Raw genomic sequence first — 23,997 nt, 5'->3', positions numbered from 1 at the left:
CTAAAGGTACAGGTAAGCGTTAACCTAGTCAAGCGTCATCAAAACAACCTGCGTGCTCAGGGGGAAATAGTGGACTAAGTGGGGGAATATGGCAGATTAGCCAGGGTCACAGCAACACCGGCAGCCGCTTCACTAGCCTGATCTCCGTGGGAGACACCTCAGCGCGGTATGCCAGCGCCTCGACTCCCTGGGACACGACCTCGCGCAGCAGCCGGCCGTATTCCGGGTCGATCCGGTCCGCCGGAGCCATGGCCTCGGCATCTCCCCGCTGGATAACATAGAAGATCACCCCGCGCTCACCCTGCCTGACCAGCCGGAGCAGTTCGCGTAGATGCTTCTGGCCACGGGTGGTGACGGCGTCCGGGAACAGGGCCACCCCATCCTCGACCAGGGTGACGTTCTTGACCTCCACCCAGCACGGGACAGCACCCCCTGACAGCAGCAGGTCGATCCGGCTCTCGCCGCAAGTGACCTCGGGGCGGATCACCGGGTACCCCTGCAGCTCTGCGATGGTGCCGTTTACGACCCCCTCTGCGACCAGTTTCGGCGGGTAGCTGGTATGGATACCGATCCAGATCCCATTGACCTGCACCAGTTCCCAGGTAAGCGGGTATTTGCGCCCCGGCGAGTTGCTGCGGGTCAGGACGGCGCGGCTCCCCGGCACAGCGCACCCCATCATGCTTCCGGAGTTGGGGGTGTGAGCAGTGACGATGCTGCCATCATCAAGCTGGATATCGGCAAGGAAGCGTTTGTAGCGTTTTATCAGGGTGCCGGTGAGATGTGTTGCCGGGAATTGCATAGCTGTTTTCTCTGGAGGGAATTGTGTGGCAAAAAAAGCGGCGTGGTTTCCCGCGCCGCATTGCTATGTCATCCGTATCAATCGTCGTGCTTATGCTTCTTGTGCTTTTTGCGCTTGTCGTGCCCTTTATGCCTGCCCTGGTCGTGCTTATCCTTGATAACCACGGTTCGCTCTCTCTCGACAATGACCTGAGGGGGGGGTGGCGGCGATCCGACCCGGACATTAACCCCCGGAGGTCCAGGAATACCGACATTGACATCCACGTTGGCGGCCAGGGCCGAATTTGCGGCAACTGCCAGTAATACTGCAGTGCCAAATAGTCTTTTGATCATCTTCTGCTCCTTTTGATAAAAGGTTGTGACCTGAATGCCAGGACTGACCATATCACCTCAGCCGAGACACCGTCAATCTCATTTCCTGAAAATCCGGTCTGGGACTCCTTGGACAAGCTCTTTCTGTTTGCGACATCTCATCGGCTTGATATAGTTAACGAATACTTTCCACCGAGGAGATTTTGGGATGAAGATAGAATGCCCTAATTGCAAGCTGTCAGGAGAGGTCAATGACCATGAAGTGCCGCTAGATGGCCGCTATATAGACTGTCCGCGCTGCAAAACCGGGTTCCAGGTAAAGAAACCGCTTGCCAAAGGGTGGAATCCCAATATGATGAGTGCCTGTCCTGCCTGCCAGTATTCTACCTTTACCGATGAAATGTTCGATGTCTGCCCCAAGTGCGGTTTACAGGGGAGCGTGTACCATGAGAAAAAACGGAAGCAGCAGGAGGAAGAGCAGGGACGGCGCGATATGGAGCGGCTTAATGCCAGTTTGAGGCCTGATGATTTTGTGAAGCCTCCGGTGAAAGAGGTTGACTCTGATATCGTCCGGGTGGCGCCGCTCGTCAGATATACGGCCATCGGCACCCTCGCCGTTGCCTGTCTGGTTGCTTTTTACGGCCTGGTCGGCCTGCTGGGGTATGACGGCGATGCCTTGCTGCAAAAAATCAATGAGACTGCGCTGGAGCCGGTCTCAAAAAACGAGGTTTTTCTCAGCCATGGCCTGTTGCCGCTGGTGCTGACCCTGTTCGGCGGATCCATGGCCATGCTGTCCGGGATGTTGCTGAAAAACGGGAAAAGGGCAATCAAGGGGCTGGAGCTGGGGGCATGGGCCGGGTTGGCGATCGGCGTTGTCTATGAGGTGGTTGACTACATCGCCTATATCAGACGTTCTTCGGAATCACCGTCAATCGCCTACTGCTTGGTCGGGCTGGTCAACTCCGTATTCATGCTGGCGGTTTGGGTTTCAGTGCCGCTCGGGCTGATATGGTGGCTGCGCAGTGATCGTTTCCGGGACGAACTGGATAGTGACTAGGGCAAAAAGGACTATTGCGCCTTGTGGGGCGGCAGGTTTTCTTCTATGATGCCAAGCGGCTGCAGTTGGCTTCAGTGGTGACGGCAGTTGTCCCCTTTGCCGATCCGCGATACTGAATATGCCAGGAGCCTTGGCGCCATCGAGTCGAAGGTCTGCACGTACTCACGATAGCTCAGGAACCGTTCATGGTGGCAGCAGCAGCATTGGAGCGGCCGTGACATCAGGAAATCGCGTTCGCGAACAGCAATGGCTCCACCGCATTTCAGGCACTCAGCGATGATCGTCGGAGTGTCTTCGCCAGCTATGTTGCGCATTTCCAGCTTCATCAAATCACCTTTTCATTGCGGGTAAAAATTTTTATTTAGAATAACAGAAAATATTGCAATGTAAACTGAAATGTTGTTTTACAGTTGCAGGTTGGTAGCGCCGGAAAAGGCAGTCAGGCTTGAAGCGATGACGCCAAGGGGATAAAAATGAGGATCGACGACAAGCTTCCGTCAAGAAATGTTGACAAAAAGTCGCAGAAGAGTGATGCCCGCAAGGGTGGTTTAGTGGGCAAGTCTCCCTTTGCCGCGAGCCTGACCAGCGTGGGGGAGATGCTGACTAACCGGGCCGTCGAACTGGAAGAGCTGAAGCGCGAGATCGAGATGGCTGGGGACAGTCTGGAGCGTGATCCGAGCATGGCAAACTACAAGGCGTTCCGGGAACTGCTAACGATGCTGGCAAAAAAGGTTACTGCCGAGGCTTACAAGGTGGAGCTTCTTGGCGGCTCCCCCAGTGCGCCGGCCTATCACGAGGTAATCCGGGTGATCGATAGCCATGCGGATTCGCTCTATCGGATGATCATCAGCGAACAAAGAGACCGGATCAATATCGCGGCGAAGATAGAGCAGATCAAGGGGCTGGTCCTCAGTTTCAGGTTATAGTTGACGCTGAAAAACGCCCATCTGCGGTGTTGCCATCGTCATTCGTCATTGCGGCGTACTTAAAGGTACGCCTCATTCCTCACTCCTCGGTGCCTTGCATCTGGACATTTTTGAGCGCCAAAGAAATACAGCCGTTAGGGACAAGACTTTTGAAACCGTTTGCCGTCAGTGAAGAGAAAAACCGGAAGCTGCTTGAGTTGATGGCTGCTGTCGGCATGCGTGAGGAAGATATCGAAGAGCGGTTTATCCGTTCCTCCGGCGCCGGAGGCCAGCATGTCAATAAAAGCGCCACCTGCGTCCAGTTGAAGCATTTGCCGACCGGCATTGAAGTCAAATGCATGCGGGACCGGAGCCAGTCGATCAACCGCTTCCTGGCGCGGCGGGAGCTGGCGGAAAAGCTTGCAGAAAAAGCCGGGATAGCAACCTCCAGAAGTTCAGAGCAGGACAAACTCCGGCGCCGGAAAGCATCGAGAAACCGCAAATCCCGCCAGAAATACGCACCCCCCGAGGCATCTCCAGATGATAAGCACTGACACCCTGAAAAAACTCGAATTCACCAAGCTGCTCGAACGGATCGCTGTTTTTGCCCATAGTGCACCGACTCAAGAACAGATCCTTGCCATAGCCCCGTTTTCAGCGAAAGAGGAGATCGCACTCCGTTTCGGCCAGGTTGCAGAGATCCGCACCCTGGAGCGGATCGGTATCACCCTGCGGCTGTCGCAGTTTGAGGATATCCTCCAGCCGCTCGATCTCCTGCGCCCGGCTGATTCGGTCCTGAATCCGCTGGACCTGCAGCTGTTCATCCCCCCTTTTCAGCTGCTCTCTGCTCTTTCCCGCCAGTTTGCCAACCGCGAAGACATCCCGTTGCTGAAAAGGGTGGGCGGGGAGCTGACCGGCTTTCCCGAGATCCTGAATGTCCTGGAGCGCACCATTGACCACGACGGCAGCATTCTGGACAGCGCGTCGCGGCTCTTGAAGGAGCTGCGCCAGCGGAAGCGCTCGCTGACCTCCAGGATTCGCAAACGGCTTGAGGAGATCGTTCGCGAAAGAAGCGTTGCCATATTCCTCCAGGATGATTTTATAACCCAGCGCTCCGGCCGCTGGGTCATTCCGGTCAGGATGGACTCCAAGGGGATGGTGCCCGGCGTGGTGCATGATGTTTCCAATACCGGCGAAACCGCGTTCATGGAGCCGATAGAGATCATAGCGCTTGCCAATGAGCTGGAAAACCTGGTTGCTGAGGAGAAAGCCGAGCAGATTCGGATTATCCGGGAGATCTGCAGCTGGATCCGGGAAGATGCCGCAGTTATTGAAGCAGAGTTTGCAGCGCTGGTCCGGATCGACCTGCTGAACTCCCTGGCTCTGTTTGCCGGTCTGGTCGATGCCGAAATCCCGTCGATCTGCGACGGTCCGGAACTAAAACTTGACGGCGCCCGCCACCCGCTGTTGCTGCTTTTTTCCCGCGAGCATAACGGCCCGGCAGTGGTGCCGCTCGATCTTGTTCTTGGTGGCGACTCCGACTGCCGCACCATGATCATCACCGGCCCGAATACCGGCGGCAAGACCATTGCCATCAAGACTGCCGGCTTGCTGACGCTCATGGCGATTTCCGGAATACCGGTCCCGGCGGCGTCAACCTCGCTCTTTCCTCTGGTGACCGACATGCAGGTGGATATCGGCGACGATCAGGCCATAGAGCGGAGCCTGTCCACATTTTCCGCGCATCTTTCCCGGATTGCCGAAATCATCAGGAATGCCGATGACCGGACCCTGGTGCTGATGGACGAACTGGGGACCGGCACCGAGCCGGTGCAGGGGGCGGCCCTTGCCTGCGCGGTATTGAAGGAGCTGCATCAACGGGGCGGCCTGGTCCTTGCCACTACCCACCTGACCGAGATCGTCGGTTATGTCCATCGCTTCGACGGGATGCAGAACGCAGCCATGGAGTTTGACCGCACCAGCCTGATGCCGCTCTACCGGCTGACGGTCGGTGAGCCGGGCGAATCCCATGCCATTGAAACTGCCCGTCGCTACGGCATTCCGGACCATGTGGTCGATCATGCCCAGTCCCTGGTCGGTCGGGTCGGCAGCGAGTTCCATGCCCTGCTCGCCGAATTGAAAGAGCAGCGACAGGCTTACGAAGAACGGCTGAACCAGCTGGCAGCCCGCGAGGCCGACCTTGTTGCCCGCGAGCAAGAGCAGCGTCGGTTGCTGGCGGAAACGGATGAAAGACGGCGGGTAAGCCTGGAAAAGGGGTGGCAAGAGGCAAAGGAGCTGGTGCAGGCCACCAGGCGGGAACTGAACCGGATTGTCGAAGAGGCGCGTAAGGAAAAGCGGGAGGCCGCGGCACTTGAGCGGTTACGCGAAAAAGAGCTCAAAGTTGAGCAGGCGCTGAGGGCCTTTTCCGGAGGCAAGGCACTGGCCCCAGGAACTGTCAGGGAGGGGAGCAAGGTTCATGTGGTCTCTCTCGGCTGCGAGGCCAAAGTGCTCAAGCTGGACAGCCGTCAGGGGCGGGCGCGCGTCAGGGCCGGCAATCTGGAGATAGAGGTCCCGCTGGATGACCTGTCACCTTCTTCAGGCAAGGCGGCAAAGGGTGAGCTGCATCCCCGCCGCTCTGAAGTCGATTCTCAGGAGGCGGCGCGGGAAATCAACCTGATCGGCAAGCGGGTGGAGGAGGCGATCGCTGAACTGGAGCCATTCCTGAACCATGCTGCGCTGGAGGGGTATCACGAAGTCCGGGTCATCCATGGCATCGGCACCGGCGCACTCAAACGAGGTCTTCGCGGACATTTGACTGGACATCCTCTGGTTGCGGTTTTTCGGGATGGGGAGTCTTACGAGGGGGGCGGCGGGGCGACTGTCGTTACTCTGCGTTGATCGACATGCCCCCCGCTCTTGCGAGCGAGGGGCATGCTGTTAGCTAGCGAATCCCTTTTTTGTTGAAATACCCGCCATATTCCTTGTCAACCTTCATGATGTGGTTGATCAGCCAGTCGCTGAGGAAGCTCATGATCGCTGCCGGTACCGCCCGTCCGGCCTCAAATTCAACGATTACCTCACTGACCTGTTTCCTGAGATCGTCATGAATCTGTTTGTGGGCAGCATAATTAGGATAGGAGTGCTGCTGCATTAACCGCTCTTCCTGGGTAAAGTGGGAGTCGGCATAGGTCACCAGCCCCATCAGGATCTCGCCGATGACCTTGTTCCCTTCGCCGTTCTTCATGGCGCTGTTCAGCTTGTGGACCATCGCGACCAGTTGCTTGTGCTGGTCGTCAAACTGCCGGACATTAACGCTCATCCGGTCGTTCCACTTGATGATGGTCCGGAAGCGGTCGATGGCGCTGATCAAGGCCTCAGCGAGACTGTTCAGCTCTTCAGCGGCCCTTGTCGTCTCCTGGGCATATTGTGACGAAGTGTGGGCATCATTGGTTATCCTGCCGATATTGTTACTGATCTCTCCGGTAGTGGCAGTCTGCTCCTCTGCCGCGGTCGCGATCTGGTTGATCTGCTGTGTTACCTCGTCCACCTGGGCCAGGATCTGGTTCAGCGCCTCGCCTGACCTGGCTGCCTCTGATGTCCCGTCCTGCACCTCATTGACCCCATGGGTCATCGCCTCAACAGCGCCCATTGTTTCTGCCTGGATCGCCTTGATCATCTCGCTGATTTCTTTGGTAGCCTTGCTGGTCCTTTCGGCCAGAGCCCGGACCTCATCGGCAACGACCGCAAAACCGCGACCCTGCTCTCCGGCCCGTGCCGCCTCGATGGCGGCGTTCAGCGCCAGGAGGTTGGTCTGGTCGGCAATATCCTGGATGGTGCCGATGATGGCGCCGATCTGATTTGATTTTTCACCCAGGGAGCCGACGGTAGTGGAGGAAGAACGAACCTGCTCGGCAATCCTGTCCATTACCGTGATGGTGTTATTGACTACGGTTGAGCCATCACGGGCAAATCCGGAAGTCCTTTGCGAGGTTTCCACCGCGCGAATGCAGTTGCCGGCGATATCGTTGGATGTGGCCGACATCTCCTCACTGGCGGTTGCCACGGTCATGGCGTCCATAGCAACGCGCTCGGCGCTGTTCGCCATCTCCTCGGACCGTTTCTTCATATCCACGGAAGCCTGGGCGACCTTGGTTGCATTCTGCATCACCATCGAAATGATCTTCTGAAGGTTTTCCAGGAAATTATTGAAGGCAGTGGCCAGTTCTCCGGTTTCGTCTTGCCGTTTTACCTCCAGCCGCTGGGTGAGGTCGGCATCACCGGAGGCCATGTGCTTGAGCCCTTCGACAACCTCTCTAAGACCTCTCTTGATGCCGTTAGCCACCGACCAGGCAAGAATCAGCATGAACACGGAAAAGAGCAGCGTACCGCCGTAAGCCCACAACCTGAACTTGGAGGCCTCTTTTGCAATATCGTCGATATAGATGCCGCTGCCGACGACCCAACCCCACGGTTCAAATTTCTTGACAAAAGAGAGCTTGGTAAACAGATCCGTGGTCACGCCGCCGCCGTTGATCGGTTTCGGCCATTCATACATGACGAAGCCCTGGCCGGTACTGCTGCTGACCGCTTCATTGAAGGTCACGAACAGGTTGGCCTTGTCCAGCTTGACAATCGGACCGTTTACGCCGTCTTGTTTGCTGGTTGCCTTGTTGAACTTCGGGTCATCGAGCACCTTGCCGTCCAGGGCAGGCACCGTGGGGTGCATAATCATTTTCGGCACCGGCTTGCCCAGGTCATTGATCCAGAAATACTCCTTGCCGGTATACCGGAGCTGCTTGATGGCGGCTATTGACTGGTTTTGCGCCTCTTCGACGGGCAGTTTGCCATCCTTGGCCAGTTTTGCATAGCCCTCGATAATGCCATAGGCAACCTCAACCACCTGGCGGGTGGCATCCTTTTTCTCTTCCAGCAACTTCTTGCCGGTCATAGGGACAACGGCAAATTCGACGCTGAAGATAATGACAATGAGGCTGACAATGGGGATAGTCAGTATCTTGGCCATAACTGGCCAATGCCGGTATTTCCTGATGGACATTCGGTTCCTCCTGAAGACGGGTAATGACTAATTCATCGGAAAGGAAGGCGATTACTTTAGCGGTTTAGTTTAAAGCTATTTCCGGGTCGCCTCGGTTTGTTGTTCCACGGGGAAATAATGGCGAGTGCCGCTCCCGATTATGGAGTAGCCTGTTTCCCAGATTTTTTCATGAGTACCACCCCGGTATGGGTATTGAAAATGAGGCGCCGACCGCTGTTCCCGCCGGATTCCACGGCAACGACAGGGATACCGTGCTCCCGCATCATCTGTTCGGCAAGCTGCAAGTTCCTGTCGCCAATGGAATAGGTCCCGAGGCTGTCGGTAATCAGGCTTGATCCCCCGAATATTTTGGCTACCAGCTGATCCTTCCTGGCCCCAAGCCTGACCATCATCTTAAGAAGCCTCTCAATAGCGATGTTGCCATACTTTGGGTTTGCTTCCCCTTCGCCGCTCCAGGTCGGAAGCATAAAATGGTTAATGCCGCCGATGCCTTTTTTACTGTCCCAGAGGCACAGCGCTACGCACGAACCAAGAATGGTTGTCACCAAACACTCTTGTTTGCTGGCGAAAATCGTCCCGGGGAGGAGAAAATGATGTAGATGCTTGCGCATTGCGTATCCATATTGTCTGGGGCTATCGGGATTTGGCAGAATTAAGACTTCTGCCTGGAATACTCTACCATGGTTAGGGCAGGATACCAGTTGGCGAGCAGTTTGCTCTTTTTGCCCAGTTGGGCTACAGTTGATCGCACTTTCGGAGGGATGAATGATTTCAATTATAGCCGCAGTGGCGCGAAACCGCATTATCGGCTGGCATGGGGGAATCCCCTGGGACATTCCGGCTGATCGCCACCGTTTCCGGGAACTGACCATGGGACACACCTTGATTATGGGGCGCAAGACCTTTGAGAGCATCGGCCGCCCCTTGCCGGGGAGGCGCTGTGTCGTGATCAGTCGTAATCCGGATTATGCTGCCCCTGGTTGTCAAGTGGTCGGGAGCGTTGCCGAAGCATTGGCTCTGGGCAATGAATCCGAAGAACTTTTTATTGCTGGTGGCGCTGAGATCTATAGTGAGGTGCTGCCGTTTGCCCAGCGGCTCTACCTTACCGTCATTGATATTGAAGTAGAAGGTGATACCCGGTTCCCGGAAATCCCGGAAGGGGCGTTTTGCGAAGTTCGCCGGGAGCCGCTTGCCGTTGCTCCAGCCGCTACCCTGGTTGTCTACGAACGCCAGCCCGCAACGTTCAGGAAGGATTAGATGGAACTGGCCACCTGCCGGGGAATCGTGCTGAATCTTGCCGATTACCGTGACAATGACAAGCTGGTGACACTGTTTACCCTCGAACATGGCCGGATCTCCGGCATTGCCCGGGGGGCCAAGCGGAGTGTCAAGCGCTTTGGCGGCGCCCTGGAACTGTTCGCTGCCCTCAATGTTCAGATGAAGTTCCGCCACGCCCTGTCCGAACTGTTGGAAGTGGACATTATCACCATTCATGCCGGGATCAGGGGGGATCTGGGACGGATCGCCCATGCGGCCTATGCTGCTGACCTGATTGCGACTTTTTCTCCGGAAGGGCAGGCAAATCAGCGGCTCTTCCGGCTGCTTTCCGCCTATCTGGCGCACCTTGATGCCAACCCGGCCACCTTGTCCGACCGGCGTTTCGTGGAAATCAATCTGCTCAATATTATCGGGTATCGACCGGAACTCGATGCCTGCAGCCGTTGCGGGGTGCTGATCGGAGAAACTGGCGTTCCCGGCCGGATCAACGGGGCTGAAGTCGTCTGTCGGCAGTGCGGGCCGGCAAGCAGGGAAATTGCCGACGAAACCCTGAAGGCCTTGTCCCTGGCGCTCAAAACCGGCCGGTTCGGCTTGGTCCACTTCTCAGGGCCAGCGCTGGTCGAGGCCGGGTTGTTGCTGGACAATGCCATCGAGGCCCACCTTGACAAGCCGCTCCGGTCGCTCGCCTTTCTGCGGGAAATGGAGAGCTCTTGCGGCCAGTGATAACTGTCATCCTCCTCCGGCACCAAGCTCCCGGCAAATTGGTTGACCGGAAATTTTGGCCGGGGTATAGTAGCGTCCCTGCAAACAGCTCCGTTTAATGGCTTCAGCAAAAGTCCAAGGAAATCATGTCGGTAAACGAAATTCACAAATTGCCGCCCCAGAGCATTGAAGCGGAAATGTCCATCCTTGGTGGGATTCTCCTCGAAAACGAGGCGATCAACCGGGTGATGGAACTGCTGGTGCCGGAAGATTTTTACCGGGAGTCGCATCGCAAGATCCTCCGGGCGATGATCGACCTGAACGAACGGGGCGAGCCGTGCGACCTGATCACCCTGACCTCGATTCTCAAGCAGAAGGGTTCGCTTGATGAGGTTGGCGGCGCCGCCTACCTGGCAACCCTGGTCGATTTTGTACCGACAGCGGCCAATATCCATTACTACAGCAAAATAGTGAAGGAGAAGGGGGTTGTCAGGAAACTGATCACCGCTGCCACCGACATCGTCACCAAGGGGTACGAAGACCAGGTCGTGGTGGAAGAGCTGCTGGACAACGCCCAGCAGGTGATCTTCCAGATATCCGAACATCGGATCAAGGCGCCGTATTACAAGGTGAGCGACCTGCTCAAAAGCGCCATCGAGAACATCCAGTACCTGTATGAGAAAAAGGAGCATGTTACCGGGGTTCCGACCGGCTTTGTCGATCTTGATGAAATGACTGCCGGCATGCAGAAAGGCGACCTGGTCATTATTGCCGGTCGACCAGCCATGGGGAAGACTACCTTTGCGCTTAACGTGGCGTCCTACGCGGCGGTAGAAGCTGAGAAGCAGGCCGGTGTTGCCGTATTCTCCCTGGAGATGAGCAAGGAACAGCTGGTGGAACGTCTGCTCTGCTCGCTGGCCAGGGTCGATCTCAACCGGCTCCGTACCGGCCACCTGGTCGACAGTGACTGGCCGAAGCTCACCCGGGCTGCCGGCTGGCTGCACGACTCCAAAATCTTCATCGATGATACCCCGGCGCTGTCGGTCATGGAGATGCGCGCCAAATCACGGCGGCTGATGGCTGAACACAAGATCGGCCTGATCATGGTTGATTATCTGCAGCTGATGCGGGGAAGCTCCAATCCCGAATCCCGGCAGCAGGAGATCTCCGAGATTTCCCGGTCGCTCAAGGCCCTGGCAAAAGAGCTTGAGGTGCCGGTAATTGCCCTTTCCCAGCTGAACCGTGCTTTGGAAAACCGGACCGACAAACGCCCGATGATGAGCGACCTTCGAGAATCCGGTGCTATCGAGCAGGATGCCGATATCGTGATGTTTGTCTATCGCCCTGAGGTTTATGACAAGGACAACGAAGAGCTGAAAGGCAAGGCCGAGGTCATCATCGGCAAGCACCGTAACGGCCCGATCGGCAAGGTCGATCTGGCGTTCCGGGGAGAGTACACCCGCTTCGAGAATTTGAGCAGACGGGACGATTTCTAGCTGGTTAGCGGCCAGGTTGTTATGCCGCTCTTGATATATCGAATTTGCAATACGGAGGTTTTTGATGAGCTACAACCCAATGAGAAATCTGCCTGCTGATGCGGGCTATAAGGCCGGCGATGTCCTGGTCCTTTGCGGCGAACTGTTCGGCAGAGGGTATGCAAACGGCATTGTCGAGCAGGCACGGGCCAAGGGGATGACCATAATCGGCACCACTGTCGGCCGCCGGGAAAGCGACGGCACGCTCCGCGCCCTGAATCCCGAAGAGCTTGCTGCTGCCGAAGCATTGCTGGGTGGGACAATAATCAATATTCCGCTTGAGGCCGGGTTCGACATGGAACCGGCAGCCAACGGCGTAACGCCTCTCGACCAGCTGAAAGGGGCAAAGCCGGATGAATGGGCCGGAATCCGCTTTGACTGGCAGGCCATGGAAGAATCACGCGCTGCCGGGACCAAGCGGCTGAAGGCCAACCTGGCGGCGGTTTCTGCGGAACTGGCAAAGCTGGTGCCGGCCGGAGCGAACCTGCTGCTGGTTCATACCATGGCCGGTGGCATCCCCAGGGCGCGGCTCTTCATGCCGCTTTTGAACAGGGTCTTCAAGGGGCAGGGAGACAAATACCTTTCATCCGAGGATTTCTGGAGATCCGATCTCGGCAAGCTCTGCGACTGGTCGTTCAACGAGGTTACTGCCGACTCGCTGGCCTACCTGATCGACGAAACCGCACCGTTGCGCGACAAGGTCGCTGCTGCCGGGGGCAAGGTCACTTATGCCGCCTATGGCTACCACGGCTGCGAAGTGCAGATCAACGGGGCCTATACCTGGCAGTCCTACACCCCTTACCTGCAGGGGTGGGCCAAGATGAGGCTGGAAGACCATGCGGCATCGGCCTGGGAAAAAGGGATCAAGGCAACGGTTTACAACTGCCCGGAGATCTTGACCAACTCCAGCGCCCTGTTCCTGGGGGTTGAAATCTCGCTCTATCCACTGCTCGCAGCCCTGACAACCGAGGGTGGAGCGATTGCCGCCGAGGTCAAGGAAGCCTGCAAGGCACTGCTTGCCGAAGGAGCGACCCTGGAAAAGATGCTGCAAAGTGCCAACGACTACCTGGCATCACCGCTGATGAAGCCGTTTGCCGGCATCGACGCCTGGCCGCACCACAGCACCAAAGAGCAGATGGAGTTCATGCTGTCCCGCTCCGCCGAGCTCATCGCCATGAACGCCAATCCAAAAGAAATCGTCTGCAGCGTGCTGTCCGGAGCGGTGTTCCGCGGGGTGGGCAGGCTGATGCTCGATTCCTCCTGGGACCCGCAGGCATCGGTCTGGTGGCTGAACCATGATGTCATTGCCAAGAGTCTGGCAAAAAACTGATTGGTAATATCCTATGAAACAAAAAAGGCCGCCCCAAACAGGGCGGCCTTTTTTATATTCGTGGCTTCCAATCGCTCCGTAACCATTGCACAATCTTGTAGGCAGCGGTTGTTATTGTCAGAATTTATTGATATAGGTAAGCTGAATCCATAATGGGTTTTCATGTTCACCGGCTAAATATTTCCATTCGAGAAGATAAGCAGTTCACGCGCGTGGACTGGTCAATAACTAGCTGAAAGGCAAATGAAAATGAAAAAATTGCATGTGTTACTCGCGACAACATTGCTCATAGTTATTACAGGTTGCAGCGGCAGTGACCCCACACCTGCAACTAAGAGCTGGGGAACAGCTGCGCTGATCGAGACAGACAATGCTGGAGGTGCAGGCTCTCCTCAGGTGGCCTTTGATGCTTCCGGCAATGCTGTGGCCGTCTGGTATCAGCATGATGGCACTCGTTATAATATCTGGTCAAACCGTTATAATGCCGTAACAGGCTGGGGCACAGCAACGCTAATCGAAACCGACAATGCGGGGAATGCATTCGATCCCCAAGTGACCATTAATGCTTCCGGTAATGCAGTGGCCGTATGGCAGCAATCTGATGGCACTCGTTATAATATCTGGTCAAATCGTTATACTGCCGGAGCAGGCTGGGGTATAGCGGCGCTAATCGAAACCGACACTGCGGAAAATGCATACTATCCCCAAGTGGCCATTAATGCTTCCGGTAATACAGTGGCCGTATGGCAGCAATCTGACGGCACTCGTAGTAATATCTGGTCGAACCGCTATAATGCCGGAACATGGGGTACAGCAGTGCTAATCGAATCCGACAATGCGGGAGATGCATCCTATCCACAGGTAGCCATTGATGCTTCCGGTAATGCATTGGCCGTATGGCAGCAATCTGACGGCACTCGTTATAATATCTGGTCAAACCGCTATAATGCCGTAACTGGCTGGGGTACAGCAGCGCTCATAGAAACTGACAATTTGGGAGATGCATTCAACCCTCAGGTGGCCATTGATACATCCGGCAATGCCGTGGCCGTATGGCATCAGTCTGACGGCACTCATACTAACATCTGGTCAAACCGCTATACTGCCGTAACAGGCTGGGGTACAGCGGCGCTAATCGAAACCGACAATGCAGGAAATGCATTAATCCCTAAGGTGGCCATCGATTCATTTGGCAATGCAGTGGCTGTCTGGTATCAGTATGACGGCTCTCGTAGTAATATCTGGTCAAACCGTTACACTACCGGAACAGGCTGGGGTACGGCAGCGCCCATAGAGACGGACAATACAGGAGATGCAGACTTTCCCCAGGTTGCCGTCAATGCTTCCGGAAATGCGGTGGCCGTCTGGCGTCAGCATGACGGCTCTCGTAGTAATATCTACTCAAACCGTTATACTGTCGGAACGGACTGGGGGACAGCGGCTCTTATTGAGACTGACAATGCGGGAGGTGCAGACTCTCCTAAAGTGGCCATCGATGCTTCTGGCAATGCCGCGGCTGTTTGGCGTCAGTATGACGGCGCTCGTCCTAATATCTGGTCAAACGTGTATCGTTAATCGGGGCACTACCTGAGATTTCCATGAGCGAAACCTTTGGGTGCCCTTCGCATATTCACATTTAAGTGAGGGATGTTCCAATTCTCGTGTGGACTCGGACGCGGCAAAAACTGCCGCGCTGGTCACCCGAGGGGGCCGTTGAATAAACTCTCGCTTCAAAAAGATGAACAAAATCCTAAATAAAAAGGCCGCCCCCAACAGGAGCGGCCTTTTTTATTGATAATCAGGGACGGTAGAAGCCTACCAGTTTTCGCCCAGTAACTCGAAGTGCGCCTTGGGATGCACGCACGCCGGGCAGGTGTCCGGGGCATCGGTCCCTTCGTGGAGATAGCCGCAGTTTCTGCAGCGCCACACTACCGGCTGGTCGCGGTGAAAGACCAGGCCTTTCTCCAGGTTTTCCAGCAGGTCGCGATAACGCTTTTCATGCTGCTTTTCAGCAATCGAGATGGCGTCAAAGGTCTCGGCGATCTGGGCGAATCCTTCCTCGCGGGCAACCCTGGCAAATTCTGGATAGAGCACCGTGTGTTCGTGGTGTTCTCCGCCGGCTGCCGCCAGCAGGTTTTCCGCCGTGGTCCCCACCTTCCCTGCCGGGAAGCAGGCCGTTATCTCAACCTCCCCTCCTTCGAGGAACTTGAAAAACCGCTTGGCATGCTCTTTTTCCTGGTTGGCGGTCTCTTCGAAGATGTCGGCAATCTGGACCAGGCCGTCTTTCTTGGCCTGGGCGGCGAAATAGGTGTAACGGTTACGGGCCTGGCTTTCGCCGGCAAATGACCCAAGCAGGTTTTTCTCGGTTTTTGTTCCTTTCAGGCTCATGTCATCTCCTTCGCTCGCAGTTGGCTATAGCTTTATCGTACCAGCTTTGACAGCTTTTTAAACTCATCGGTTCCGGCGACCTTGAGGAGCTGGAACAGCGCCGCTTCAGTGGAGGTGATCACTGCCCCGGCATCGCGCGCCGCTTCTACCCCGACCAGCCAGTTCTCCTTGCGGCGGCTCATTACCGCATCCTTGACCAGATGCACGACATAGCCGGCATCGAGCAGTTCCAGAACAGTCTGCAGCACGCAGACATGGGTCTCCATGCCGGTGATGATGACCTGCTTCTTGCCCAGCGCCCGCAGCTGGTCCGGAAAGTTTGCTTCCCCGCAACAGCCGAAGGTCATCTTTTCGATGGCAGGGGTGCAGAGCCGCTCTTTCAGGGCCGGAAGGGTTTCACCCAGCCCTTTGACATACTGCTCAGTGGCAATGATCGGCATTGCCAGCTCTTTTGCCGCCTCCTGCAGGATGGAGGCGTTGTTGACCAGCTTGTCGAGCACCTTGTCGTCCATGGCCCGGCAGAGTTTCTCCTGGACATCGATGACTACCAGTACAGCATTATTGCGGTCGAGAAAAAACTTGTCCTTGATCCCCATGTCGTACCTCCATAATTCAGATATAGGTTAAGCGGATACGCTGCTGTCAGTCTCTTCTCAGGTCAATGCCCAGTTCCTGGATCTTCTTCCTCAGAGTGTTGCGGTTGATACCGAGGATATCGGCGGCCCTGACTTGGTTACCGCGGGTTTTTTCCAGCACGAAGCGGATCAGGGGGCGCTCGACCTGTTCAATGACCATGGTATAGACGTCACCGCTCTGCATCTTGTCCATGTTGGCAAAAGAGAGCCGGAGCTTCATCTCGACGATCCCTTCGAGCGACAACCCTTCGCCGTTGGTGGGGATATCTCCGGGCTTGGCCTGATTGCGGAGTCCGGGAAAGTCATCGCTGGTGAGCAGCTGATCAGAGGAGAGGATGACTGCCCGCTTGATGCTGTTTTCCAGCTCCCGGACATTGCCGGGCCAGGAGTGAGACACCAGCAGCGACATTGCCGACGGGTCGCACTGGCGAGGTGGAATCTCCAACTCAGTGCAGGCCTTTGCCAGGAAATATTCGGCCAGTGACTTGATGTCTTCGCGGCGTTCGCGCAATGGCACGAGATGAATCGGCACGACATTGAGCCGGTAAAAGAGGTCTTCGCGGAAGGTCCGTTGCCGGACCATCTCTTCCAGGTCCTGGTTGGTTGCGGCGATGATCCGGACATCCACGGCAATGCTCTGGCTGCCGCCGGTGCGGGTGATCTCTTTTTCCTGCAATACCCGCAGAATCTTGGCCTGAAGGTCGCCCGGCATGTCGCCGATTTCGTCAAGAAAGATGGTGCCGCCGTTGGCCTGCTCGAATTTCCCCAGCTTCCGCTCCACCGCCCCGGTGAAGGCCCCTTTCTCAAAGCCGAACAGCTCCGACTCCAGTAATTCCTTGGGGATTGCCGCGCAGTTGAGCGCAATGAACGGTTTACCGAGGCGGCGGGAGTTGAAATGGATCGCTCGGGCGATCAACTCCTTGCCGGTACCGGACTCTCCCTGGACCATGACGGTGATGTCACTCGGCGCCACCTTGCCGATGGTCTTGTACACCTCTCGCATGGCCGGCGAGTTGCCGATAATGGTTTTTTCCAGCTGGTAGCGGTCTTTCAGCTCCTCTTTCAGGATCGAGACCTGGGAGGTCATCTCCCTGGCGCGGTTAACCTTCTCAACAATGGCGTCGATGACGTCCAGGTCGAACGGTTTGGTCAGGTAGTCGTAGGCCCCCCGCTTCATGGCCTCAACCGCGTTTTTCATGCTGGCTTCGGCAGTCATGATCACAACCAGGAGGTCGCTTTTCAGGTCCCGCAACCGGTCGAGGAGGTCCAATCCGGAGATCCCCGGCATCTTGATGTCAAGGATTGCCAGGTCGTAATTCCCCGCCTGGATCATGCCGAGCGCCTGCTCGCCGTCGGCAGCCAGGTCAACGGCAAACCCTTTCTTTTTCAGGGCTTTGGATAGCACCCATCGCATGCTCTCTTCGTCATCAGCTACCAGAATTCTGCTTAGTGGCATAATAAACTCCGTTCAAGGTTCGAGATTGGAGGTTCGCGCTGTTCATAATATTGAACGTCGGACTTCGAAGCTCGAACTGATTTTTACTGTATTAACGGCAACATGATGGTGAAGGCCGTCCCTTTTCCCAACTCGGAAGCGACCTTGATCAGCCCGCGGTGCTCGGTTACTATCTTGTGGCAGATGGCCAGCCCCAGGCCGGTCCCCCGCGACTTGGTGGTGAAGAATGGGGTGAACAGCTGGTCAAGTTGCTCGCGCGACATGCCGGGACCGTCGTCGCTGATCTCGACCGCGACCATCCGCTGGCGGCGTTCACCCTTCTGGGTCAGGGTGTAGTCGGAGAGGATCCGGCTCGAGATCCTGATCTGGCCGTTTTCGCCGACAGCCTCCACCGCGTTCTTGATCAGATTGAGAAAGAGCTGAGTCAACTGCTCCTCATCAGCCAGGATGGGCGGGATACTCGGGTCAAACTTCTGCTGGAAGGCGATCTCCCGGTTGCCGAGACCGTTTTTCTGCAGGGTCAGGATGTCCCCCAGAATTTGATGGAGGTTGACCTTGGACAACTGCAGTTTTTTCGGGGTGGTCAGGGCGAGCAGTTCCTCGACAATCCGATTAACCCGCTGCGTCTCCTTGATCATGATCCTGGTGTAATCGAGCAGTTCGCTGTCTTCCGGCAGCTCCTTTTCCAGCAGTTGCGCCGCGCCCTTGATCCCTCCGAGCGGGTTTTTTATCTCATGGGCCAGTCCGGCCGCCAGTGTCCCGAGCGCGGCGAGCCGGTCGGCAGTCCTTACTGCCTCTTCCAGTTCGCGGATGCTGGTGAGGTCGCGCAGCAGCAGAATGGTCCCGATCCGTTCACCGCTTGCCAGCATCAGCGGCGAGGTGGTGGCGCTCACCGGGATGGGATGGCCGGTGCGGTACAGGACGATGTTCTCATGGTCGGAGATGGACATGCCGGTCTCAGAGGTCTTGGCCGCCATCTCCAGCAGCAGTTCTTCCCCCTTGAAAACCGTGGCAAAGGCCATCCCCTGGGCAAGCTTGCGCGAGACGCCGGTCAACTCCTCGGCAGCCGGGTTCAGGAAGGTTATGCACCCCGTTGCATCGAGAACTACCACCCCGTCGCCGACACTGTCGATGACGTTGGCATAAAACTCCTGAATCTGCCTGCTCAAGAGACCCAATCCCCCTGTTGCCGGAAAAAGTCAGTAACCCCTGCGATCAATTCCTGCTTGCCATCAATACGGTTAACAAAATCGCGAAACCGGGATGCGCCGGGCAACCCTTTGACATACCAGCATAAATGCTTGCGCATCTCCCTGATGGCAACCGTTTCGCCGGCACAAGCAATGAAGCTGGCGATGTGTCCCAGTGCGGCGTTTAACCGCTCTTCCCTGGTCGGGCCGGTTGGCTCCTGTCCGGCCAGAAGTTGCAGCGTCTCCCTGAAGATCCAGGGGTTGCCGAGCGATCCGCGGGCGATCATTACCCCATCGCAACCGGTCTGCCCCAGCATGGATACGACATCCTGTGCCGAGAACAGGTCACCGCTGCCGATAACCGGAATAGTAACCAGCTGCTTCAGTTCTGCCAGGTGTTGCCAGTCGGCCTTGCCATCGAACATCTGGGAGCGGCTTCTCGGGTGCAGGGTGATGGCGTCACACCCTTCGCCTTCGGCAATCCGGGCAATCTCCGGGAAGTTACGGTCTTCTGCCTGCCAGCCCGATCTGATTTTGATGGTCAGGGGCAGACAGGTCGCGCTCCTTACCGCGCGGACAATGTCCCTTACCTTGGCCGGTTCGCGGAGCAAAGCACTACCGGAACCGCTGTTGACAACCTTCTTTACCGGGCACCCCATATTGATGTCTATGAGGTCTCCGTATGCAGATGCTACTCTGGCCCCCTCGGCCAGGAGAGCCGGATCATCGCCAAAAAGCTGTACTCCCAGCGGCCGGTCGCTCTCGGAACTGGCCATCAGCTCCAGGGATTTCCTGCCATCATGGGCAATGCCGTTCACGCTCACCATCTCGGTAAAGCAGAGGGCGGCGCCGCATTCACGAGACAGAAGCCTGACCGGCCCATTGGTGATTCCCGCCATAGGTGCGAGAATCAGGTTGTTGGCCAGTTGCAGGGTTGCAATAGTTAGCTGTTTTATCATGAACTTGGAGGAATTTGCCTATTTTTTGGGCATAATAACATGGAAGATAAAAAAGGCAAGGGAAATAAAAGGGATATAAGCCTTGCGAAACGAGCCGGGATCAGCAGGAGGTAGCGGCTTTGCTGTCAGGCGCTTGCGGAGTTACGCTTCCGGCCCCAGCTTGCGCCTCAGGTGGTCGCAGAAGCAGGCAACCACCCTGGCATCAAAGTGGGTGCCGGCTTCCCGTTCCAGTTCCCTGATTGCCTGGTGCGGCGTGAGGGCCGCCTTGTACGGGCGGTCCGAAACCATGGCGTCGAAAGAGTCCGCAACGGCAATGATCCGCGCTTCAAGGGGTATCAGGCTACCTTGCAGTCCTTCGGGGTAACCGGTGCCGTCCATCCGCTCATGATGGTAGAGAATGCCGGGGAGCATGTCATGCAGCTGCTCGATCGGCGCGAGGATGGCTACTCCTTTTCCCGGGTGCAGCCGCATCGGTGGGAATTCGTCTTCAGAAAGCTGTTCCGGCTTTTCCAGCAGTGCCTCGATTATTCCTATTTTGCCGATATCGTGCAGCAGGCCGCACAGCCTCACTTTCTCTACCAGTTCGTCAGTCAGCCCCAACTCGCGGGCAATGGTTGCCGATATCTCCATGACCCGCTCGGAATGGCCTTTGGTCCAAGGGGATTTGGCATCTATTGCATTGGCAAGGCTTGCCACTGTATTGATGAAGAGTGAACGCATCTCCTGGAAATGCCGGGCATTATCCAAGGCCACTGCCAGTTGCCCCGCGATCTTCTCGATGGTAAAGGCATCCTCTTTGACAAACTGGCCGATTGAGGTGTCCCCCAGGAGCAGCACCCCGCGAATCGCCTCTTTGCTTACCAACGGGATGGCCATGGCCGATTGGATGCCCGCCGAGGCAAGGGCACTATCAACAGCGCCAAGGCCGGGTATTGCCGACAGCGCCGGAAGATATGAGCTTTTCCAGGTATCGAGAACTTCGTGCGCCAGCGACGGGCCGCTGAGTATGCCTCCCTGGTGAATCGACGGCGGAACGGTGATATCCCTGCCGCGGGCGGCAAGGACGACCAGTTCGCCCTCTTTTTCTTCGAGCACCACCACCAGTTCGCACTGAATGATCCGCTCGATATGTTCCATGGCGGTCTCAATGATGGTGGTTGGGGAGAGTGACGACGATATCGCCTTGTTGATCTCATCAAGAGTGAGAATGACATCGACTCGGCGTCCCATCTCCACCGCCATGTCGAGCGATTCGTCGAACAGCCGGATATGGCTTATCGCCAGGGCCGAATGAGCAACGGTCTCCCGGATGACGGCGATTTCCTTTTCGTTGAACGGCGGGTAACTGGAAGAGCGCGAAACAACCACAGCGCCGATCACCTGGTTCCGGACGACCATCGGCAGCACCAGCAGCGTCAGGTGTTGCAGTAGCTTATTCAGCTCCGGGGTCAAAAAATCGAGTCGTTTAGCGCCGGTAATTATCAGATGTTGCTTCTTGTTGATCATGCTCCCCAGGAATGGGATCTCCCCAGGATTGAGCGCCAGGTTGCGGAAAAGGTGGAGCTGATTGCGCGGGATACCGCTGATGCGGGCCGGAAGAAAATGCCTGCGCTCATTGTCGAGCAGGTAAATCGCAGCCCAGCGGCTCTTGACCGTCCTTTTGAGAAGCAGGGAAAGTCCTTTGACAACTTCATCCACACTCCCCAAGCGTGTGATCTGCTCCCGTTTCTCAATAATTTTGTGCATCTTATAGGTCATGAGCGCCTCATTATTAAGTAAAGCATAAAAAAGGGCATTCCGCTTGCCATTAATAACATTTTTTATTACTATTGCCGCTTATCACGATCTATTGAGGAGGAGTGCCGGATGGGGCTTCTTGAAGGAAAAAAGGCGCTTATCTTTGGCGTCGCCAACGACAAAAGCATTGCCTGGGCCATAGCCGAAGCGTTCAAAAAAGAGGGAGCTTCTCTGGCCTTTGCCTATAACGGGGATATGCTCGCCAAGCGGGTAATTCCGCTTGCCGAGAGCATCGGCGCCGACATGGTATTGCAGTGTGATGTGCGTAATGATGATGAGGTTGCTGCGGTTTTCAGGGATGTCAAGGAGCGCTGGGGCGGACTGGACATCCTGGTCCATTCTGTGGCCTTTGCCAACAAGGATGAACTCAAGGGCTCTTTTCTCAATACTACCCGCGAAGGTTTTGCCCTGGCAATGGACGTCAGCGCCTATTCGCTGATCGCGCTGGCCAAGGAAGCGGTTCCGCTCATGAGCCCAGGTGGATCGATCCTGACGCTTTCCTATTATGGCGGGCAGAAGGTATTCCCGAGCTATAACGTCATGGGGGTTGCCAAGGCCGCACTGGAGATGAGCGTCCGCTACCTGGCCGAGTCTGTGGGTGGCGACGGGATAAGGGTGAATGCCATTTCCGCCGGTCCGCTCAAGACCCTGGCTGCTGCCGGTGTCGGCGGCTTCAACCAGATTGCCGGCATCGTTGCCGACAAGGCCCCGCTGCGCCGCAATATCAACCAGGAAGAAGTGGCCGGTGCTGCGCTCTATCTGTGCAGCAACCTTGCCCGCGGGGTGACCGGCGAGGTACACTTTGTCGATAGCGGCTATAACATCATCGGTCTGTAAAGGGCATTCATTAACTCTCCTGTTTTTGTGAGGATCTTCCGATAAAACAACTGTACGGCAATCTTTTCGGCTTGAAGCCGAGTCAGCTCAAAGCGCTGGAGCGGTTATACCGTCGCCGGGTTGCGCCGGGCGAGATCGTGACCCTTGATCTGGCCCGCCACCTCATTGAGCTGTCGCGGGATATTCGCCGTCAGATCGGCATCTTGCTGAATCGTATCGGCGAACCTGCCTATGTGGTTATTGGTAATGAACGGGGGCTGATGATTCCGGAGCTTGACGAGTATCCTCTGGGGAAACGGATGCTGCGCGGGCTCCGCCTGGTTCATACCCACCTCAAGAACGAACCGCTCACTGATGATGACCTGACTGACCTTGCCATGCTCCGCCTGGACCTGGTTGCCGCATTAATGGATACCGAACCGCCGATGATCCAGAGCGCCTGGCTGGTCCCGGCAGCCTCCTCCGGCCCCCCCTATCATGTCTGCCCGCCGACCCGGATCACGGCCCTGCAACCGGATTTCGACCATTTTATCAGTGACCGGGACGCCGAACTCGCCAAGGCCACGCCGCCGGCAGCCGAGATTCGCGGTGGGGAACGCGGGATTTTGATCTCCGTGACCCAGTCGTCGCGCGAGGAAGCGGAAGATTCGCTGGACGAGTTGCAGGAACTGGCCAGGACATCCGGTGTCCAGGTGCTGGAAACTACGATCCAGAGGCCGCGGCAGCTCAACCCCCGCTATCTCATGGGGGAAGGGAAGATGCGGGATGTGGTGATCCGGGCGTTGCAGCTCGGGGCGACCATGCTGGTCTTCGATCAGGAATTGACCCCGGCCCAGGTTCGCTCCATCTCCGCCATGACCGAACTCAAGGTCATCGACCGGAGCCAGCTGATCCTGGATATCTTTGCCCGACGGGCAACCAGTCTGGACGGCAAGGTCCAGGTGGAGCTGGCCCAGTTGAAATACCTGCTCCCCAGGCTGACCGGCAGAGGGGTGCAGATGTCCCGCCTCATGGGAGGGATCGGCGGCCGCGGACCGGGCGAGACCAAGCTGGAGATCGATCGCCGCAGGATCAGGGACAGGATTGCCAAGCTGGAGAAGAGCCTGGACGATCTCTCTGCCGGGCGCTACCAGCGCCGCCAAAAGCGGATCCGGGCCGGCGTGCCGATCGTGTCGATTGTCGGTTACACCAATGCCGGCAAGTCCACCCTGCTCAATGCCCTTACCAAGAGTGATGTTTTCACCGAAGACCTGCTCTTTGCCACGCTCGACACCTCTACCCGCCGACTCCGTTTCCCCCGGGAACGGGAGGTAATCATCACCGATACCGTCGGCTTTATCCGCTCGCTCCCCAAATCTCTCCTGGGCGCTTTCAAGGCGACCCTCGAAGAGCTTCAGGATGCTGACCTACTGTTGCATGTGGTGGACTGTGCCAACCACCGTTTTGCCGAGCAGGTCGAGCAGGTGGATCGGATCATAGAGGAGCTTGGCCTGGGGGAGAAGCCGCGCCTGGTGGTCTTTAACAAGAGCGATCTCCTGGCTGACCTGAAAAAGAAGGACCCGATCACCTTTATGAAGGTCCGACAGCAGTCGCGAAAATTAGGAGCCATCATGCTCTCCGCCAACGACAACGACTCGCTGACGCCGTTGCTGGCGGAATTGGAGCGTCGCTTCTGGGCGTGAGCCGGTCGCTGTTTCCAATGAGCCCCGAAATAGCAGTATCTTAGTTAAACTGCCAATGATTTCTTAATGTTTCTGCCTCC

22 protein-coding genes are annotated in these 23,997 nt (G+C 56.7%); 11 read left to right on the top strand and 11 right to left on the bottom strand.

Features of this window, described 5'->3' with window-relative positions:
• Nucleotides 1–106: 106 nt before the first annotated feature.
• A complete protein-coding gene (gene sfsA, locus KI809_RS14050; protein WP_214172196.1) occupies nt 107–799 on the bottom strand; it encodes a DNA/RNA nuclease SfsA in 693 nt (230 codons plus the stop codon).
• A gap of 77 nt (nt 800–876) precedes the next feature.
• The gene (locus tag KI809_RS14045) at nt 877–1,131 is read right to left on the bottom strand and encodes a hypothetical protein (protein ID WP_214172195.1); all 255 of its coding nucleotides are present in this window, start codon (nt 1,129–1,131) and stop codon (nt 877–879) included.
• Nucleotides 1,132–1,318: 187 nt separating this feature from the next.
• Here KI809_RS14045 and KI809_RS14040 point away from each other — a divergent pair, with 187 nt between their 5' ends.
• Nucleotides 1,319–2,167, top strand: a complete 849-nt coding sequence (locus KI809_RS14040) for a zinc-ribbon domain-containing protein (RefSeq protein WP_214172194.1) — start codon at nt 1,319–1,321, stop codon at nt 2,165–2,167.
• 71 nt (nt 2,168–2,238) lie between these two features.
• Here KI809_RS14040 and KI809_RS14035 read toward each other — a convergent pair whose 3' ends face one another.
• The gene (locus KI809_RS14035; RefSeq protein ID WP_214172193.1) at nt 2,239–2,493 is read right to left on the bottom strand and encodes a hypothetical protein; all 255 of its coding nucleotides are present in this window, start codon (nt 2,491–2,493) and stop codon (nt 2,239–2,241) included.
• Between the two features lie 147 nt (nt 2,494–2,640).
• On the opposite strand from KI809_RS14035, the gene KI809_RS14030 reads away from it, so the two are divergent.
• The 3 genes from KI809_RS14030 (at nt 2,641) to KI809_RS14020 (ending at nt 5,970) form a co-directional block, all read left to right on the top strand.
• Nucleotides 2,641–3,093, top strand: a complete 453-nt coding sequence (locus tag KI809_RS14030; protein ID WP_214172192.1) for a YaaR family protein — start codon at nt 2,641–2,643, stop codon at nt 3,091–3,093.
• 149 nt (nt 3,094–3,242) lie between these two features.
• Nucleotides 3,243–3,626 (top strand): peptide chain release factor family protein, encoded by a 384-nt coding sequence (locus KI809_RS14025; protein WP_214172191.1) that lies wholly within the window; start codon nt 3,243–3,245, stop codon nt 3,624–3,626.
• On the top strand, nt 3,613–5,970 hold the full coding sequence (locus KI809_RS14020) for an endonuclease MutS2 (protein ID WP_214172190.1): 2,358 nt from the start codon (nt 3,613–3,615) through the stop codon (nt 5,968–5,970). Before KI809_RS14025 ends, KI809_RS14020 begins: the two co-directional genes overlap by 14 nt.
• 43 nt (nt 5,971–6,013) lie before the next feature.
• Here KI809_RS14020 and KI809_RS14015 read toward each other — a convergent pair whose 3' ends face one another.
• Both KI809_RS14015 and KI809_RS14010 read right to left on the bottom strand, forming a co-directional pair.
• Nucleotides 6,014–8,128, bottom strand: coding sequence for a bacteriohemerythrin (locus tag KI809_RS14015; protein WP_214172189.1), 2,115 nt, complete (start codon nt 8,126–8,128; stop codon nt 6,014–6,016).
• 137 nt (nt 8,129–8,265) lie between these two features.
• Nucleotides 8,266–8,739 carry a chemotaxis protein CheD gene (locus KI809_RS14010; RefSeq protein ID WP_214172188.1) on the bottom strand — a complete coding sequence of 158 codons (474 nt, stop codon included), beginning with the start codon at nt 8,737–8,739 and terminating at the stop codon, nt 8,266–8,268.
• Nucleotides 8,740–8,893: 154 nt separating this feature from the next.
• Between KI809_RS14010 and KI809_RS14005 the strand changes: the two genes are divergently transcribed.
• The 5 genes from KI809_RS14005 (at nt 8,894) to KI809_RS13985 (ending at nt 14,548) form a co-directional block, all read left to right on the top strand.
• Nucleotides 8,894–9,385 carry a dihydrofolate reductase gene (locus KI809_RS14005; protein WP_214172187.1) on the top strand — a complete coding sequence of 164 codons (492 nt, stop codon included), beginning with the start codon at nt 8,894–8,896 and terminating at the stop codon, nt 9,383–9,385.
• Nucleotides 9,386–10,129, top strand: a complete 744-nt coding sequence (gene recO / locus KI809_RS14000) for a DNA repair protein RecO (RefSeq protein ID WP_214172186.1) — start codon at nt 9,386–9,388, stop codon at nt 10,127–10,129. It begins immediately after the preceding gene.
• Between the two features lie 125 nt (nt 10,130–10,254).
• Nucleotides 10,255–11,604 (top strand): replicative DNA helicase, encoded by a 1,350-nt coding sequence (dnaB, locus tag KI809_RS13995; protein WP_214172185.1) that lies wholly within the window; start codon nt 10,255–10,257, stop codon nt 11,602–11,604.
• A gap of 61 nt (nt 11,605–11,665) precedes the next feature.
• Nucleotides 11,666–12,973: an enoyl ACP reductase FabMG family protein gene (locus KI809_RS13990; RefSeq protein WP_214172184.1), complete on the top strand. Its 1,308-nt coding sequence runs from the start codon at nt 11,666–11,668 to the stop codon at nt 12,971–12,973.
• Between the two features lie 243 nt (nt 12,974–13,216).
• The gene (locus KI809_RS13985) at nt 13,217–14,548 is read left to right on the top strand and encodes a hypothetical protein (protein WP_214172183.1); all 1,332 of its coding nucleotides are present in this window, start codon (nt 13,217–13,219) and stop codon (nt 14,546–14,548) included.
• 240 nt (nt 14,549–14,788) lie between these two features.
• On the opposite strand, the gene rbr is transcribed toward KI809_RS13985, so the two are convergent.
• From rbr to KI809_RS13955, 6 genes are all read right to left on the bottom strand, one after another.
• A complete protein-coding gene (gene rbr, locus KI809_RS13980) occupies nt 14,789–15,361 on the bottom strand; it encodes a rubrerythrin (RefSeq protein ID WP_214172182.1) in 573 nt (190 codons plus the stop codon).
• Between the two features lie 32 nt (nt 15,362–15,393).
• Nucleotides 15,394–15,957 (bottom strand): hydrolase, encoded by a 564-nt coding sequence (locus KI809_RS13975; protein ID WP_214172181.1) that lies wholly within the window; start codon nt 15,955–15,957, stop codon nt 15,394–15,396.
• 46 nt (nt 15,958–16,003) lie between these two features.
• The gene (locus KI809_RS13970) at nt 16,004–17,452 is read right to left on the bottom strand and encodes a sigma-54-dependent transcriptional regulator (protein ID WP_214172180.1); all 1,449 of its coding nucleotides are present in this window, start codon (nt 17,450–17,452) and stop codon (nt 16,004–16,006) included.
• Between the two features lie 83 nt (nt 17,453–17,535).
• Complete coding sequence (locus tag KI809_RS13965) at nt 17,536–18,621, bottom strand: two-component system sensor histidine kinase NtrB (RefSeq protein WP_214172179.1); 1,086 nt, start codon at nt 18,619–18,621, stop codon at nt 17,536–17,538.
• The gene (dusB, locus tag KI809_RS13960; RefSeq protein ID WP_214172178.1) at nt 18,618–19,601 is read right to left on the bottom strand and encodes a tRNA dihydrouridine synthase DusB; all 984 of its coding nucleotides are present in this window, start codon (nt 19,599–19,601) and stop codon (nt 18,618–18,620) included. The genes KI809_RS13965 and dusB overlap by 4 nt, the downstream gene beginning before the upstream one ends.
• 141 nt (nt 19,602–19,742) lie before the next feature.
• Entirely contained in the window at nt 19,743–21,359 is a 1,617-nt protein-coding gene (locus KI809_RS13955; RefSeq protein ID WP_214172177.1) for an HD domain-containing phosphohydrolase, read from the bottom strand.
• A 108-nt stretch (nt 21,360–21,467) separates the two neighbouring features.
• Here KI809_RS13955 and KI809_RS13950 point away from each other — a divergent pair, with 108 nt between their 5' ends.
• Both KI809_RS13950 and hflX read left to right on the top strand, forming a co-directional pair.
• Nucleotides 21,468–22,235, top strand: a complete 768-nt coding sequence (locus KI809_RS13950) for an enoyl-ACP reductase FabI (protein ID WP_214172176.1) — start codon at nt 21,468–21,470, stop codon at nt 22,233–22,235.
• Nucleotides 22,236–22,306: 71 nt separating this feature from the next.
• Nucleotides 22,307–23,917 (top strand): GTPase HflX, encoded by a 1,611-nt coding sequence (hflX, locus tag KI809_RS13945; protein ID WP_214172175.1) that lies wholly within the window; start codon nt 22,307–22,309, stop codon nt 23,915–23,917.
• The last annotated feature ends 80 nt before the right edge of the window (nt 23,918–23,997 follow it).

This window comes from Geoanaerobacter pelophilus (assembly GCF_018476885.1).
Taxonomy (GTDB): Bacteria; Desulfobacterota; Desulfuromonadia; order Geobacterales; family DSM-12255; genus Geoanaerobacter; species Geoanaerobacter pelophilus.
Note: the sequence above shows the minus strand (reverse complement) of the source record. Positions and strands in the feature narration are given on the sequence as shown.